The 16696-nt window shown below is 62.6% G+C and carries 10 protein-coding genes; 8 read left to right on the top strand and 2 right to left on the bottom strand.

Going from position 1 to position 16696, the window contains the following annotated elements; translation table 11 throughout:
- From kdpA to ABJF10_RS18985, 5 genes are all read left to right on the top strand, one after another.
- The coding region (gene kdpA / locus ABJF10_RS19005; RefSeq protein WP_348546179.1) for a potassium-transporting ATPase subunit KdpA at positions 1 to 1636 on the top strand (1636 nt) is incomplete at its 5' end.
- A 31-nt stretch (positions 1637 to 1667) separates the two neighbouring features.
- Positions 1668 to 3686 carry a potassium-transporting ATPase subunit KdpB gene (gene kdpB, locus ABJF10_RS19000; protein WP_348546178.1) on the top strand — a complete coding sequence of 673 codons (2019 nt, stop codon included), beginning with the start codon at positions 1668 to 1670 and terminating at the stop codon, positions 3684 to 3686.
- Between the two features lie 13 nt (positions 3687 to 3699).
- Positions 3700 to 4281 carry a K(+)-transporting ATPase subunit C gene (kdpC, locus tag ABJF10_RS18995; protein WP_348546180.1) on the top strand — a complete coding sequence of 194 codons (582 nt, stop codon included), beginning with the start codon at positions 3700 to 3702 and terminating at the stop codon, positions 4279 to 4281.
- A 17-nt stretch (positions 4282 to 4298) separates the two neighbouring features.
- Positions 4299 to 5426, top strand: coding sequence for a universal stress protein (locus ABJF10_RS18990; RefSeq protein ID WP_348546177.1), 1128 nt, complete (start codon positions 4299 to 4301; stop codon positions 5424 to 5426).
- 46 nt (positions 5427 to 5472) lie between these two features.
- The gene (locus tag ABJF10_RS18985; RefSeq protein WP_348546176.1) at positions 5473 to 7308 is read left to right on the top strand and encodes a chitobiase/beta-hexosaminidase C-terminal domain-containing protein; all 1836 of its coding nucleotides are present in this window, start codon (positions 5473 to 5475) and stop codon (positions 7306 to 7308) included.
- A 12-nt stretch (positions 7309 to 7320) separates the two neighbouring features.
- On the opposite strand, the gene ABJF10_RS18980 is transcribed toward ABJF10_RS18985, so the two are convergent.
- Complete coding sequence (locus tag ABJF10_RS18980; protein ID WP_348546175.1) at positions 7321 to 9468, bottom strand: beta-galactosidase; 2148 nt, start codon at positions 9466 to 9468, stop codon at positions 7321 to 7323.
- Positions 9469 to 9636: 168 nt separating this feature from the next.
- On the opposite strand from ABJF10_RS18980, the gene ABJF10_RS18975 reads away from it, so the two are divergent.
- Genes ABJF10_RS18975 through ABJF10_RS18965 form a run of 3 tightly spaced genes read left to right on the top strand, consistent with a single transcriptional unit; the run spans position 9637 to position 14115 of the window.
- The gene (locus ABJF10_RS18975) at positions 9637 to 10806 is read left to right on the top strand and encodes a serine hydrolase domain-containing protein (RefSeq protein ID WP_348546174.1); all 1170 of its coding nucleotides are present in this window, start codon (positions 9637 to 9639) and stop codon (positions 10804 to 10806) included.
- Between the two features lie 12 nt (positions 10807 to 10818).
- Entirely contained in the window at positions 10819 to 12474 is a 1656-nt protein-coding gene (locus ABJF10_RS18970) for an L-lactate permease (protein WP_348546173.1), read from the top strand.
- Positions 12475 to 12492: 18 nt separating this feature from the next.
- On the top strand, positions 12493 to 14115 hold the full coding sequence (locus ABJF10_RS18965; protein WP_348546172.1) for a hypothetical protein: 1623 nt from the start codon (positions 12493 to 12495) through the stop codon (positions 14113 to 14115).
- A 16-nt stretch (positions 14116 to 14131) separates the two neighbouring features.
- On the opposite strand, the gene ABJF10_RS18960 is transcribed toward ABJF10_RS18965, so the two are convergent.
- Positions 14132 to 16441 carry a polysaccharide deacetylase family protein gene (locus tag ABJF10_RS18960; protein WP_348546171.1) on the bottom strand — a complete coding sequence of 770 codons (2310 nt, stop codon included), beginning with the start codon at positions 16439 to 16441 and terminating at the stop codon, positions 14132 to 14134.
- Positions 16442 to 16696: the final 255 nt, after the last annotated feature.

The raw sequence follows: 16696 nt of genomic DNA, 5'->3' as shown, positions 1-16696 counted from the left end.
GAAGCAGTACACCATTGCCATGCTGGTCTTCAGTCTGGTGGGAATGCTGTTTACCTATGCCATCCTGCGGTTGCAGGCCGTGTTGCCGTTGAACCCGCAAAAAATGGCGGCCGTCAGCGAACATCTCGCCTTCAATACCGCAGCCAGCTTTACCACCAACACCAACTGGCAGGACTACGGCGGTGAGTCGACGATGAGTTATCTGTCGCAGATGGTTGCTCTGGCGTTTCATAACTTCCTGTCGGCGGCCGTGGGTATCGGCATTGCGGCAGTGGTCGTGCGCGGTATTGCCCGGCATTCAGCCAGAACCGTGGGAAACTTCTGGGTCGATGTCACCCGGGTCAGCTATTACCTGCTGCTGCCGATCTGCCTGATTTTCGCGGTGGTCCTCGTTTCGCAGGGCATGATCCAGAACTTCAAGCCCTATGACTCGGCCAGCCTGACCGATCCCTTCACGATCCAGGTTCCCAAGGTCGACGACAAAGGGAACGCCGTGAATGGTGCGGACGGCAAGCCGGTAATGATCGACCAGAAGGTCGATACGCAGAGCATCGTCCAAGGGCCGATGGCGTCGCAGGTGGCCATCAAGATGCTCGGCACCAACGGTGGCGGCTACGTGAACGCCAATGCCGCGCATCCGTTTGAAAATCCGACGCCGCTGTCGAACTTCCTGCAAATGCTCTCGATCTTTTCGATCGGCAGCGCGCTCACCTACTATCTCGGCCGCACGGTTAAGAACCAGGGGCATGGCTGGGCAGTATGGGCGGCCATGCTGACAATCTTCCTGGCGGGCGTACTCGTCTGCTGGCACTACGAAGCGGCGGGCAACCCGAACTTCGCGGCCCTCGGCGTCGACCCTGCCGATGGAAATATGGAAGGCAAGGAGGTCCGCTTTGGTATCTTCAATTCCGCGCTTTTCGCCACGATCACGACTGATGCCTCGTGCGGCGCCGTGAATTCCATGCATGATTCCTTTACGCCACTCGGCGGATTGATCCCTTTGCTCAACATCCAGCTGGGTGAGATCATCTTCGGTGGCGTGGGCGCAGGTCTCTACGGAATGTTTGTTTTTGTGGTGCTGGCCGTCTTCATTGCCGGCCTGATGGTCGGCCGTACCCCGGAACTCCTCGGCAAGAAGATCGAGCCGTACGATGTGAAGATGGCATCGATCGTTATCCTCGTGCTGGCCTGGTCGATCCTTGGGTTCTCGGCCTGGGCATGTTTGAGCAAATGGGGCGCGCCCGACCCGGTGACGCACCAGCTCACCGACGGCACCAATAACAATGGCCCGCACGGCTTTAGCGAACTCCTTTATGCTTACAGTTCGACCACGGGCAACAACGGCAGTGCCTTTGCCGGCCTCGGCGGGAACACGCTTTGGTACAATACGACCCTTGGTCTCGCCACGTTGTTCGGCCGCTTTGCGATGATCGTCCCGATCATGGCGCTGGCCGGCTCCCTGGCGCGCAAGAAACTCATCCCGGAGAGCGCCGGCACGTTCCCAGTGTCCGGCCCGCTGTTCACGATGTTGCTCATGGGCACGATCCTGATCGTCGGCGCGCTGAACTTTTTCCCGGCCCTCACGCTCGGCCCTGTCGTCGAGCACTTCCTGATGCACGTCGGCAAGCTGTTCTAAGTCCACTCATCCACTTCTATCATTAACTAAAATGGCTGCTAAATCTCATTCCATCTTCGACCCGGCAATCGTTGTGCCGGCCATCGGTGAATCGTTCAAGAAATTGAACCCGATCACCCTGGCAAGAAATCCGGTCATGTTTGTCACCGAAGTCGGTGCCGTGGTGACGACCGCGTTGCTCTTTGTGGGCGACAAGGGCGCTCCGTTCGGCTTCCTGGTGCAAATCACGCTCTGGCTGTGGTTCACGGTGCTCTTTGCGAACTTCGCGGAAGCGATGGCCGAAGGGCGCGGCAAGGCGCAGGCGGATGCGCTGCGCAATGCCCGCACCCAGACCTTTGCCAACCGCCTGAAGAATGGCACCACGGAGAAAGTGACTTCCGAGGACCTGCGCAAGGATGACGTTGTCATCATCAAGGCCGGCGAGTTCATTCCCGGCGACGGTGAGATCATCGAAGGCGCGGCGACCGTCGATGAGTCGGCGATCACCGGCGAATCCGCGCCGGTGGTGCGCGAGGCGGGCGGCGACCGCAGTGCGGTCACCGGCGGCACTCGTGTGCTATCGGACGTCATCAAGGTCCGCATCACCTCGAATCCCGGCGAAACTTTTCTCGATCGCATGATCGGGCTGGTGGAAGGCGCCAAACGCCAGAAGACGCCCAATGAAATCGCGCTGACCATCCTGCTCTCGGCGTTGACGATCATCTTCCTCGTCGTATTGATCGCGCTGAAGGCCTATGGCCTCTACCAGAGCGTGGATTTCCCGATCACTGTGCTGGTCGCGTTGCTGGTCTGCCTGATCCCCACGACGATCGGTGGCTTGCTGAGCGCGATCGGCATCGCCGGCATCGATCGCCTCGTCCAGAAGAACGTCCTGGCGATGAGCGGACGCGCGGTGGAAGCCGCGGGCGACGTGGATGTCCTGCTACTCGACAAGACCGGGACGATCACGCTCGGCAACCGTCAGGCGGTGGACTTTGTCCCGGCGCCGGGGGTGACGGAAAGGCAACTGGCGGAAGCCGCGCAGCTTGCCTCGCTGGCGGACGAAACGCCGGAAGGGCGCAGCATCGTCGTGCTCGCGAAGACAAAGCATGGCCTCCGCGGGGTGGAGCTGCATGAAATGCCGGCGGCGAAATTTGTGCCCTTTACGGCGCAGACACGCATGAGCGGTGTGGATATCAATGGCACCAGTTATCGGAAAGGCGCGGCGAGCTCGATTCGCGAGTGGGTGGGCAAGTTGCCGAAGGAAGTGGAACAGCAGGTCGATGCCATCTCCAGCCAGGGGGGCACACCGCTCGTCGTGGCCACGAAAGAGAAGGCGCTCGGTGTGATTTATCTCAAGGACATCGTCAAGGGTGGTTTGTCCGAGCGCTTCGAGCGTTTCCGGGCGATCGGCATCCGCACGGTCATGATCACCGGCGATAACAAGCTGACCGCCGCGGCCATCGCCAAGGAAGCCGGTGTCGATGACTTCCTGGCGGAGGCGAAGCCGGAACAGAAGCTCGCGCTGATCCGCAAGGAGCAGGAAGCCGGGCACCTGGTGGCGATGACCGGTGATGGCACCAATGACGCGCCGGCACTGGCCCAGGCCGATGTGGGGGTGGCCATGAATACCGGCACCCAGGCGGCCAAGGAAGCCGGCAACATGGTCGATCTGGATTCGAACCCGACCAAGCTGCTCGAGATCGTCGAGATCGGAAAGCAACTGCTCATCACCCGCGGTGCGCTGACGACCTTCAGCATCGCGAATGACGTGGGGAAGTACTTCGCCATCATCCCAGCGATGTTGCTCGGCACTTTCAAGGAGATCGCGCCGCTGAACATCATGCACCTCGCGTCATCGACCAGCGCCATTCTGAGCGCGGTCATCTTCAATGCGCTGATCATCATTCTCCTCATTCCGCTCGCGCTCAAAGGCGTGAAATTCCGCCCGCTCGGCGCGGCGAAGATCCTGCAGCGCAACCTGCTCATCTACGGCGTGGGCGGCGTGATGATTCCGTTTGTCGGCATCAAGGCCATCGACGTCGTGATTACCGCTCTCCATCTCGCTTAAATCCATGAATACCATCGCCAAAGAAAACCTCACCTCCATCCTGGCCACCATCGTGTTCGCCCTGGTCCTCTGCGGCTTCTATCCGCTCGTGGTTTGGGGCGCCGGCCAACTACTCTTCCCGCACCAGGCGAATGGCAGCCTCATCGAGAGCGCGGATCGCCAGATCGTGGGCTCCGAATGGCTCGGCCAGAACTTCACCAGCGCGAAGTATTTTCATCCGCGCCCCTCGGCGGCGGGCACGGGCTACGACGCGGCCAATTCCAGTGGCACCAACCTGGGACCGACTTCGCAGAAGCTCTACGACTCCGTGAAAGCCGCGGTCGAACAATACCGCAAGGAAAACGACCTTTCCGCGGATGTGCTCGTGCCCGGCGATGCCGTGACTTCCAGCGGCAGCGGGCTCGACCCCCACATCAGCGTGAAGAATGCGCTGCTCCAGGCGTCGCGGGTCGCGAAGGAGCGCTCGCTGGGCGAGGACATCGTGAAAGCGGAGATCGAGAAGGCCACGGCGCGTCCTTCGCTAGGCATCTTCGGCGACGCCGGGGTCAATGTCCTGACGCTCAACCTCGCACTCGACAAGCGGTCCGCGAGATGAACCAATTCTTCTGACCCATGCTCGAAGCCGACCCTGCCGCCCGCCCCAGTGCGGATGATTTCCTCGCGATCATCCGGCGGCAGCAAGCCGGCAAATTGAAGCTCTATCTCGGCCCGTGCCCGGGGGTGGGCAAGACTTACTCCATGCTGGTGGAGGGCAATCGCTTGAAAAAGCGCGGGGTCGATGTGGTGATCGGCTATGTCGAGCCGCACGAGCGGCCCGAGACCAGTGCGCAGATCGGCGACCTCGAGATCGTTCCGCCGCGTCTCACGAGCTACCACGGGATCGCGCTGAACGAGATGGATGTGGACGCCGTCATCGCGCGCCATCCCACCGTGGCCCTGGTCGATGAACTGGCGCACACCAATGCGCCCGACAGCAAAAACCGCAAGCGTTACGAGGACGTCGAGGACTTGCTGCGCGCCGGGATCAGCGTCATCAGCACGGTCAATATCCAGCACCTCGAATCGCTCTATAACCTCGTCGAGGAGGCGACCGGCGTGCGGGTGAAAGAGCGCGTCCCCGATGAAGTGCTGACCAAAGCCGACCAGATCGTGAATATCGACCTGCCGGCGGAGGATCTGCAGGAGCGGCTGCAGGCGGGGAAGATTTATCCCAAGGAACGCATCGAGGCGGCACTCGTCAATTTCTTCACGCAAAAGAACCTGACGCGTCTGCGCGAGATGACGCTCACCGAAACGGCCAATTTCCTCGACCGCAAGCAACGCGACTCCGAGAGCGACCAAAATGTCAGCTCGCTCGGCCAGGTCATGGTGGCGATCAGCAGCCAAGGGCCCGATCCCGGGCGCCTCTTGCGCAAGACCGCGCGGCTCGCTTCGCAACTCAATGCGCAATGGTACGCGGTCTACGTTCGCACGCCCGCGGAGTCCGCCGTGCACATCGACGCGGAGGCGCAGCGCCGCGTCAACGACACCCTCGAGACCGCGCAGAAAATGGGCGGGCTCGTCTTTTCGATGAAAGGCGAGAGCGTGGCCAAGGCGCTGGTTTCCTTTGCCCGCGAATATGGCATCACGCACATCGTCGTCGGCCGCCCCGGGCGGAAACGTCTGCGGCACTACTTTCGATCCACCCTCCACGAAGTGCTCCTGCAGGAACTGCCGGAGGTGGATCTCGTCGTGGTGTAAGAAGTCAGGACTGGCGTTGCGCGGGGAGCCGCGCGAGAAATGGGGTGTGTCTCTGCTTCGTTTTCCCCTCACTGCCGTTTTCTTGCTGGCGACGCTGCCGCTGCCGGCGGCGGAAATGGTTCCACCGATGGGCGCGCCGGTGTTCAATCATGTGCGGTTTTTTCCCGCGCCTTCGCGCGAGGAGAACATGGTCGGGGGAAAATTCAGCGGATCGAATGTGTCGGCGACCGAGGGATTTCACGAGCTGGCGGAGATCAAGGAAAAGCCGCGCGAACAGGAATGGACGGATCTTTTTTTCTCGAACAACAAACTTTACCGCTGGCTGCGCTACGACGCGCCGCCCGGTTCGCATGGTTGTATCGCCGAGATGGAATTTTATTCCGGCAAGCGCAAGGTGGACGGCTATCGCTATGGCTCGATCGGTGATCTGAAAGGCAAAGGCTGGCGTTTTGCCTTCGATGGCGACACCAAGACCTGGGTGGAGATGGAAGAGGCCGACGGGCAGTACGCGGGGGTCGATCTCGTCGAGCAAGCCACGGCGCGCATGCCCAAATTCCTGCCGGCACCCGGCGGAGTGGACAAGCCGCTGGAAATGGAACTGACCGAACTCACACCCTACGCGACCGTCCGCTACACGCTCGACGGCTCCATGCCCACGGCGACGACGGGTGAGGTTTACCAGAAGCGGATCAAGCTGGAAAAAACGACCACGGTGATCGCCGCGGCCTTCGTCGAGGGTTGGGCGCCGAGCCCGCCGTTGATCGGCACTTATCTCATCGGCGACGACTTGCCGCCGGGGCTGAACTCGCTGCACATCGGCAATACGCTCACGGACATGACGGCGCAGTTCCCGATTTTCGCCCGCACCGCGGGACGCGAGCATCTCTATCGTACCTTCACGGTCCCCGGCGCGTGGACGAATCAACTCTGGGCCGAGCATACCACGGGGCGGAAACGGGAATGGGGAATCGACTGGGACATCCTGCGCCGCATCGATCACCTGACCTTGCAGCCACGCGATTTCAACATCGCGGAGGAGGCGCAGAGTGACCGGCAGTTTATCGACCTGGTGCGGACGAAGACGCCCGAGGTCCAGCCGTGGCTTTTCGTGGAATGGGTGGAGAAGGAGCGTCCGCGCCCCAGTGACCGCGGCGAAGTGCCGAGCAGCCAGATGACTCAAGTCTTTCCCGCGCTCACATGGGAGGAGTCCATGGGTGCAATGCTGCTCTATGTGGAGGATGTGCGGCGCGCCATCGCGGAGACAGATAAGGGTGGGAAGCGCGTGCGGGTGTTGCCCACGAATCTGGCAATGGGCTGGATCCGCAACATGATCGAGCATGGGCAATTTCCCGGAGCGAAGCCCACGGATTTCTATCCGCTGCTCTTTCGCGACAGCATCCATCCCAGCCCCATGGGTGCCTATCTCGTGGACCTTACTTGGTACGCGGCGTTCTATCGCGAATCGCCCGAGGGAAAAGTGCTGCCCGTCGGGACGAATCTCACCCCGGAACAGGCGACCGTGATGCAGCGGCTCGCGTGGGACGTAATCCAAAACTATCCCGATTGCGGCATCTACGAGGAGGGAAAGTCGCCCACGGGCCCGCCGGAGTTTTCACCGGCCGCACGAGCGATCAAGGACATCACGCGGGTCACGCTTTCGTCGACGACGCCGGGCGCGTGGTTTCGCTACACGCTCGATGGCACCACGCCGACGCGCACCACCGGCTATGTCTATTGCGGGGTGATCAGCGTGCGACCGGGAATGACGGTGAAAGCCGTGGCCTTCAAGAATGGCATGGCCGATAGCGCGGAAGCGGATGCCATGTATTCCGTGGATCGCCCGGCGCCGACGCCCCGCTCCGCAGTCAAATTCACGAAGTAATGCCGCGGCGAGTTACGGCGTATTCTTGAAGCGCGGATCGTCGAAGACGAAGGGCTCCTGCTTGCCGAGCCACACCTGGTAGATGCCGTAGTTCGTCTTGATCGCTTCCTCGAGCATCGTTTTCCACGGGCGATCGGTCACCGCGAGGATGCCGGTGTTTGCCCGTTCGCCGTCGAAGCCCTGGAACCAGCGGCCGGTGACCGATTGGTCGATGAGCGTGAACCATTCGATGCCGACGACGAAGCCGAGCGAAGTGCATTGCTCCACGTAGTTGCGATAGGCGAGTCCGCGTTCCTGCTGCGTGGCCACTTCGCGTCCGCCGGCCAGCCCACTTTCCTTCGAGGCACCCCAGAAAAATTCACTCATCATCATGGGACGTCCGCCGGTCCAGCCGTAGATGCGGCGCAGGAAATCCTTGTCCACGCCGTTCGTATAATAGTTGAACGACATGACATCGAGATATTTGCCGGCGATGCGGCAGAGCTGCTCGTCATTGATCGTGCCCGGTTGCAGTCGGCAGCCGATGAGCAGGTGTTGCGGATCGTGCTTGCGATACGACTCCGTGATGATGCGGAAGTACTCCTCGAGGAAGACGCCGGTGAAGGCGTGCACGTCCTGTTTGGCGGTGGCGGACTTCACGGTGAGCACGCGGTCCTTCAAGTCATCGAAGCTCGCGGCCTCGCTCTCCCACGCGGTGTTATAGGCGGCGATCGTTTGATATTTGTCGCTCAGCCATTGCACGAGACGGCGCTTGCAGGCGTACTTGCCGTCGAACGTCGGCACCATGTGCGGGATGTTTTCATAGATCGGTTCGTTGACGATGAAGTAGCCAATGATGAGCGGATCATCGACGTGGGCCGGCAGCAGTTTCGCCATGTTCTCCTCGAGGCGCGCGCGGTTCTTCTCCTCGAAAGGATCGAACGTCTCGCCGATGCTCGGCAGCCGTGGGATGCCTTCCCACTCGCTGAGCGGCAGGTGCGCGACGCGCGGAAACTGCGCCGCCTTTTGGGTGACTTCGGCGACGGTGGAAAACGCGCCCAAGGAGTTGAATCCCCACTTGCGCAGGCGCGGAATCAGGCGCGCAGCGTAGGTCTCCGGATCGTAGGGCTGCCCGGTTTTACGAATGAGATTCGCCACGTAGAACGAAAGCGCGTTCCCACCGGAGTCCTTTTGGAAAACGGTCGCAAATTCGCCTTCGTGTTTCGGCAGCCATTCGTAGGCGGACTCCCGGCCCTTCACGAGGGTGTAGTCATCGCTGGGATTTGCGCCACACAGGCCGAGGTGAAAGAAGGCGTTGCCCGCGGGATCGACGAGGAACCAGCGATCCTTCTTCTGCTCCACATGGAAGAAGCCCGTGGCCTTGAGGCCGAGTTGCCCGCCGCTCCCCGGCAGCCCGCCGTAAGCATCGCGTTCCGGTGGATGCAGGCTCGCCAGCCAGGTCTCCTCCGCGACTGCGTCAGTCTTGAATTCGTCCTCGCTCTTGATTTTCCCCGGCCACTCTTCGCGTGTCGATTGACCAAACCGATCCACGAGCGGCTTTGCCTGGCCGGCTTCCGCCTTGGTGAGCTTGAGCGTGAAAGCCAGTTCCTTGCGCTCGGCAAGCGGAGTGGCGCAGCGAAATCCAAAGATCGGCCAGTTCCATTCGCGATTGTCGGTGAGCTCGAGGAAGGAGTATTCCGGTGTTTGCAACTCGAGGCTGCCGCCCTCGTAATTCGCAATGAGCAACGCCGGCGCGTGCCCTTGAAAAAGATGCGCGTTGGCCGGTTTTTCCTTGGGAAAAGCGGCGTCCTTCTCGCCGATGTGCCACGTGCCGCCTTGGTTGAAAGCGATCGGGATCAGCATTTCCACCGCCACACTTTTCACGTCCGCCGGGGTGTTCGTCAGTTTCCAAAGTACACGCCCGTCTTCGCCGACGCTGGCGTCGATCCGCCCGCCGCCGTCGTAGGTCAGCGTCGCGGCTTTTCCGGATGGATGCTTTTCCAGAAGTTTGTGCACGGGCTGCTGCGCCGCATCGCGCAGGACGGGATAGGTGAGCGTGAACTTCCCGAGAGTATCAGCGTCGATATCGAGGCCATTCTCCCCGAACCGCAGATCGGCCGCGACGGATTGTTGAATAACGGCGAGAAGAAGCGCGAGAAGAAGAAGAAGAAGTCGGTGCATGGACGGGCAGGGGATGAGATGGCCGGGACGAATGCGGAACAAGCCTTTTGTCCGGCTCGCGCTCCCGGTCAAAATGCCATCCGGAGTTATTTTCACCGCGCGAGGGCAAAGAAAGGAAGGGCTCGCGGCTTTTGCTCCATGCCCCTACGCTCCCGCCTCTCATTCCCCATGTTTATCCCACGCCGCTCTTCCCTGGTCGTCGCCCTGCTCGTGGCGTTGCCCCTTTTTCGGCTTCCGGCCTCGGCGGAAGATCCAGCACCCAAGCCCATCGCCGCCCGGTTGCAACCTTTCGTGGACAGCCATGTCCTCGCCGGCGCCGTCACGCTTGTCGCTTCGCGCGACAAGGTGCTCGACCTGGAAACGGTGGGCTTTGCCGACGTCGCGGCGAAGAAGCCGATGGCCCCGGATGCGCTTTTCTGGATCGCCTCGATGTCCAAGCCGATCACCACCGCCGCTTTCATGATGCTCGTGGACGAAGGCAAGGTGAAGGTCGATGACCCGGTGGAAAAATACCTGCCGGAGTTCAAGGGCCAGATGGTCATCGCCGAGCAGGACGAATCGCACGTGCTGTTGCGCAAGCCGAAGCATCCGATTCTCATTCGCAACATCATGAGCCACACCAGCGGGCTCGCGTTCAAGTCGCCCATCGAAGTGCCCACGCTCGATCTCTTTCCGCTCGCCACGCGCGTGCGCAGCTACGCTTCGCAGCCGCTGCAATTCGAGCCCGAGAGCAAATATCAATACGCCAACGAAGGCATCAATACCGTCGGCCGCATCATCGAAGTCGTCAGCGGGAAGAAGTATGAAGACTTCCTCGACGAGCGCCTCTTCAAGCCGCTCGGCATGAAGGACACGACTTTCTGGCCGGATGCCGGGCAGATCGCGCGTATCGCGAAATCCTACAAGGGGAACAAGGACAAGTCGGACATCGAGGAAACGCCCGTCGGCCAACTGCTGTATCCGCTCGACGACCGCCAGAACCGTTTTCCCATGCCCGCCGGCGGCCTCTTCTCCAGCGCTGCGGACATCGCGCGTTTCGGCCAGATGCTCCTGCGCAATGGTGAATACGATGGCAAACGCTATCTTTCCGACGCGTCGGTGAAACAGATGACCAGTCGCCAGACGCCCGACGCCTTGAAATCAAGCTACGGTTTCGGCTATGCCGTCAATGGCGCGACGTTTGGGCATGGCGGTGCCTACAGCACCAACATTTCCGTCGATCCGCAGCTCGGCCTGGTTCTTGTCTTCATGGTCCAGAACGCCGGCTGGCGGAACGACGACGGCAAAAAGATCCTCCCGGCCTTCACCGAGGCGGCGGTCAAGACCTTCGGGAAGTAGGGATCGGACGGCATGACGCCCTGGCCGCAGAATTACGATCCGTTCGGCAACGCCGTTCTCTCCACGCTGGCCGCGGCGATTCCCGTCGTCCTGTTGCTCGGCGCGGTCGCGGTGTTTCATGTGCGCATTCATCTCGCCGCGCTGGGTGGTCTGCTGGTCGCGCTCGCCTTGGCGATTGGCATTTATCACATGCCCGCGGACATTGCCGCTGCCACCACCGTCTACGGCGCGGCCTTCGGCCTGTTCCCCATCGGCTGGATCATTCTCAACGTCATCTTTCTCTACCAGCTCACCGTCCAGCGCGGGCTCTTCGAAGTGTTGCGCGACAGCCTCGCGCGCGTGGCGCCGGATGCCCGCATCCAGCTCATCCTCATCGCGTTTGCCTTTGGCGCTTTCGTGGAGGGCATGGCCGGCTTCGGCACGCCGGTCGCCATCACCGCCGCGATCCTCATTCAGCTTGGCTTCAAGCCGCTGCACGCCTCCGGCCTCGCGCTCATCGCGAATACCGCGCCTGTGGCCTTCGGCTCGCTCGGCATCCCGATCACCACGCTGGAACAAGTCACCGGCCTCGATGCCCGCCTCGTCTCCGCCATGGTCGGGCGGCAACTACCCTTCTTTTCCTTTCTCATTCCATTCTGGATCGTCGTCGCATTTGCCGGCTGGCGTGGCTTGAAGGGCGTCTGGCCCGCCGCGCTCACCGCCGGGCTCGCCTTCGCCGTCCCGCAATTTCTCGTTTCCAATCTGCACGGTCCCTGGCTGGTCGATATCATCGCCGGCGCGTCGGCCATTGCCGCGACCATTCTCCTTCTCCGCGTCTGGCAGCCGCGCGAGATCATGCGGCTGGAGCGCCCAGCCGACGGCAGCGGCGGTACGGTGGCCACCGCCGACGTAATGCTCGATCGCAAGAAAGTCGTCCAAGCGTGGATGCCTTGGGCCATTCTCACCGCGTTCATTCTCTGCTGGGGACTGCCGCAGACCAAGACCGCGCTCGACAAGATCACCGCACCGAAATTCACCGTGCCGCATCTGCACCTGCGAGTGCAACGCATGCCGCCCGTGGTCCCGCCCAATACCCCGGCGGAAGCCGCGGAGTTTAAGTTCAACTACCTCTCCGCCACCGGCACCGGCATTCTCCTCGCCGCCATCGTCGCCGGTTTCACCATGGGTTTCACGCCCGTCGCCATGCTCCGCGCCTACGGCAAGACGATCTGGCGCGTGCGCTTTTCGCTGCTCACCATCGCGGCCATGCTCGCGCTCGGCAATGTCACCAAGTACGCCGGCACCGATGCCACGCTCGGGCTCGCCCTCGCACACACCGGCACGCTGTATCCCTTTTTCGGCACGCTCCTCGGCTGGCTCGGCGTCGCGCTCACCGGCTCCGATACCGCGTCGAACGTCCTCTTCGGCAGCCTGCAGAAAATCACCGCGCAACAGCTCGGCCTCAGCCCCATCCTCATGGGCGCGGCCAACAGTTCGGGCGGCGTCATGGGCAAAATGGTCGACGCGCAAAGCATCGTCGTCGCCAGCACCGCCACGAATTGGTACGGCCACGAAGGCGCCATCCTGCGCTACGTTTTCTGGCACAGCCTCGCCCTCGCCATCCTCATGGGCATCTTCGTCTATCTGCAGGCCTACATCGCGCCCTTCACCTCGATGGTGGTGAAATAGCCGCCTCAAGGATTTGCCATGATCCGTCGCCGCCATTTCCTCCAGATGCTGGGCGGGGGCGCTTTGCTCGCGGCACACGCACGGGCCGCCGAAGCGCCGCGCAAGCCGCCCTTCCGCGTGCTCTATAGCAACGACACGACGAATCTATTGGGCTGCGCCAGCCCTTGGCGGACAAAGGGTGTGCCGTTCGGGGCGGAGCTGATCGAGGCTTCCGTGGATGAAGTCGCCGGCCTCGTTGACGCGCATTTCCTGCAACCCGGCCTCGGCGAGGTGCCGATGTGGCCGAGCAAGGTGGAGCCGCTCGACGCGCATTACCGCTGGATGCGCGAGACCTACGGCATCGGCCCCGACGCCTTCGGTCAATATGTGCTCGCGGGTGGCGACGTGGTGAAAGTGTTTCTCGACCGCTGCCGCGCACGCGGCCAGGCGGCGTTCATTTCCGTGCGGATGAACGATGCGCACCACAAGGAATTCGTCGATGCAAAACCCGGCGACAACATCGGCGGCAGTCTCGCCATGTCGGTCACGAAATTCTATCGCGACCATCCGGAATACCGCATCGGCAACAAGCTCGGCTCGGCGCAATTTCAGGTCCTCAATTGGGCCATCCCCGAGGTCCGCGCGCACAAGTTCGCCCTGCTGCAAGAGCTCTGCGAGAACTACGACCTCGATGGCCTTGAGCTCGATTTCATGCGGTTCTACAACTACTTCCCGCGCGACCAGACGACGAGCGGGCAGCGCCGCGAGATCATCACCGGTTTCGTCCGCGACGTGCGCGCCTTGCTCGACCGCACCGCCCGCGCCGGTCGCCGCCGCTGGCTCTGCGCACGGATTCCGGGATTTATCAGCGCCCTCGATCCGCTCGGACTCGACGTCGCCGCGCTGGCCGCCGCCGGCCTCGACATGCTCAATCTCTCCGCCAGCTATTTCACCACCCAGCAAATGGAAGTCGCCGCCTTTCGCGCCCTCGCGCCGCAAACGGCGATCTACGTCGAGCTCTGTCACTCCACCTGGAATGGGCCGAAGATGACCGCGGGCTACGACGTCTTTCCCTTCCGCCGCGCCACCGTCGAGCAACTCGAAACTACCGCCCATCTCGGCTACGCGCGCGGCGCCGATGGCGTGAGCCTCTTCAATTTCGCCTACTACCGCGAACACGGCGGCGCGGGGCGCGGCCCCTTCCACGAGCCGCCGTTCACGGTCCTGCCGATCCTCGGCGACCGCGCCAAAGTCGCCGCGTTGCCGCAGCATTGGTTCCTCGCGCCCGGTTGGGAAAATCCCTTCGCCAAGCCTGCCACACTCCCGCGCAAACTGAAATCGGGAGAGACGACCAAGTTCACCCTCGACCTCGCACCCCCTGTCGGCGGCTGGAAAAAAGACGCCCGCCTGCGTGTGCAGACGCTCGCGCCGATGCCGCCCGGACAACTCGCCGTGAAACTCAACGGCACCCAGCTCCCGCCGGGCGGCGACATCGCCGAGCCTTTCCCCAACCCCGACCCACCGCTCCTCGGCGCTCCTGAGACGCTGGCTGCATGGATTGCGCCGAAGTCGCTGCTGCGCGATGGCCCAAACGAGGTGATCGTCGCCCTCGAATCTGGGGGACCCATTGAACTCGTTTTTCTCGACTTGAGCGTTCCGTAACCCCGCCGGCCCTGCGCTATCCCGACACCGCCATCTCCGGCCCTTCCACTGGCACCGGAATCTGCACCACCGCGCCGTCGCCGCCCATTTCCGCCGTGCCGGCCCGGGCAAATTTGTTCCACCCCACCGCCGTACCGGCGAGCGCGGCGAAGAACGCTTTGACGACGACGTACCACATGAAGGGGTGATACCCCAGCCGTTGCAGCGGAAGCCACGGCAGCAACCTCGGATTTCCCCCGCCGGTGATGACCGCGAGGATCGCGGCGACCGATTCGGTGGCCAGCATGAGCAGGGCGAAGAGCGCGACCTTGCTCCCGTGGCCGGTGAAGATCGAATAAAACATCAGCACATCCACAAACGGCGAGAGCAGCGGCAGGAGCACCTGGTGCAGCCACTGGATCGGCAGCGCCACCCGGCCCAGCGCCCCGTAGCGGCCCAGCGCGTCGCGATGTTTCCACAGGCATTGGAACGTGCCGTAGGCCCAGCGGAAGCGCTGCCGCAGGAAACTGCGCAACGTATTCGGCGCCTCGGTATAGGCCACGGCCTCGCTGTCATTCACGATCCGCCAGCCGCCGCGCAGCAGTTGCCACGTCATGTCCATGTCTTCGTTCAGCGTGTCGGGCGAGAAGCCGCCCAGCGCCATGATCGCCGAGCGCCGCACCGCACCGGCCGCACCGGCGATCACGGGAATGCAATTGATGAGATCGAAGCCGCGGCGGTCGAAGTTCTGGCAGGTGCTGTATTCCAAGGCCTGCCAGCGGGTGAGAATGTTGTCCGAGGCATTGCCGATGCGCACGCCGGCCGCCACTGCGCCCACGCGGTCATCGCCAAAATGCCGCACCAGCATGTGTACCGCATTCGGCGGGAAAAGCGTGTCCGCATCCGCCAGCATGATGATCTCGCCGCTGGCCTCGCCGAGCGCATTGTTCATCGCGGCCATCTTGCCGGAGTTGGGCTGGTCGAGGATGGTGATGCGCGCATTGCTGCCGAAGTTCTCGTACAGAAGTTCGAGCGTCGCATCCGTGCTCCCATCGTTCACCACCACGATGTCGAGATCCCGATAATTCGACCGCAGCAAACTCTCGACGGAACGAACGATGACCTTCTCCTCGTTGTAAGCCGCCATGATCGCCGTCACGCGCGGGGCGTATCCCTCGCGGAAGCGCCGGCGCTTTTCCCGCGGCCATTGGATGAGCACGAGGACGAGCAGGAACAAGACGCGGCAGAGCCCAAAGAAAGTCGCGATCAGGAACAGAATCCCGAGGAGCCGCTGGACGGGAAAACCGAGGAAATAGATCACCCGGTCGCCATTCACCATGTTCGCCTCGAGCGGTGCGATCGGCGGCATGAACGCTTCTCGCGGCAACCCGCTCAACTCGGAAAGGCTGACGAACGTGTAGCCCATCGCGCGCAGCTCAGTGATCATTTGCGGCAGCGCCGCGACCGTCAGGCTGCGGTTCCCGCCGGCATCGTGCAGGAGCACGATGTGTCCTTGCTGCCGCGCGCGAATCACGCGATTCACCAGGTCCTCCGGCGTGCGCAATTGCCGCACCCGCGTGCCTTGCACCCCCGGCTTGAGCATCGTCAGTTCCCAATCGCTCGGGATGATTCCTTCGCCCACCGTGAGATAACCCGCGCTCGCCGCCCGCACCAGCGGCACCACCTCGGTGGCTTCGCGCGGGTCCGGATTGCCGCCGTAGGGCGGACGAAAGAGCACCGTCGAGCGGCCCGTCGTCACCTCGATGATCCGCTGCGTCGCCGCCAGTTCCATGTCCTGTTGGAAAGCGGAGAGCTTCGCCAAATCGGGATGCGAAAAGGTGTGGTTGCCGATCTCGTGCCCTTCCTGCGCCATGCGCCGCACGAGCGCCGGATGCGTCTCGGCATTTTTGCCCACGACGAAGAACACCGCGGGCACGTGATATTGTTTCAAGACATCGAGGATCTGCGGCGTGAAGACCGGATCCGGCCCGTCATCAAACGTGAGCACGAGCCGCCAATCGGTCGCCGGATCGCCGCCGCCCATACGGCGGAACTCGCAAGCGGGCGCGTGCCCCGCTTCCTCCACCACGCGCGGCGCGAGAATCTCGCCCTGGCCCTCGAAGCGCACCGGCATCTGCGCGATCTTTTCGTCGCTCATCGCGGCCGGTTCCGTGCGCATCCGCCCGGGAAGCCGCGTTTCATCCAGCGCCGGGCGTTCGAGCAGACTTTGGAGGACCCACACCGACGCGGCGCAGAGGAAGAAGAACGCGAAGATCAGCGCGCACTTCAGCCATCGCTGGCGGCGCCCCGTGGGGTCATGAAATATGGGGTGGACTGACTTTCGCATGCGACTTTTCCCACCGGGGAGGAGGGGCTGATTCATTTCTAAACTCGGGGCCGAAAAGCAACGCGCAGGGGCGTGAATTCCGGGCGGCGAGAGTTTCCAGATTGCCTTGCGCTGGCAAGGTATTTCGCGTTTCCACGTAAGCACCGGATGGGGCGGTCCGGCACAGGCCCGGAGGGCCGAGCGAGATTAGCCGGTTGGCCTCAGCCACCGGACTAGACACCGCACCCGCTCCGCCCCGGAGGGCGCGGCAGAATT

This window comes from Chthoniobacter sp. (assembly GCF_040003245.1).
In the GTDB taxonomy this organism is placed as follows: Bacteria; Verrucomicrobiota; Verrucomicrobiia; order Chthoniobacterales; family Chthoniobacteraceae; genus Chthoniobacter.
The sequence above is the reverse complement of the archived record's forward strand: the minus strand, read 5'-3'. Positions and strand labels throughout refer to the sequence as shown.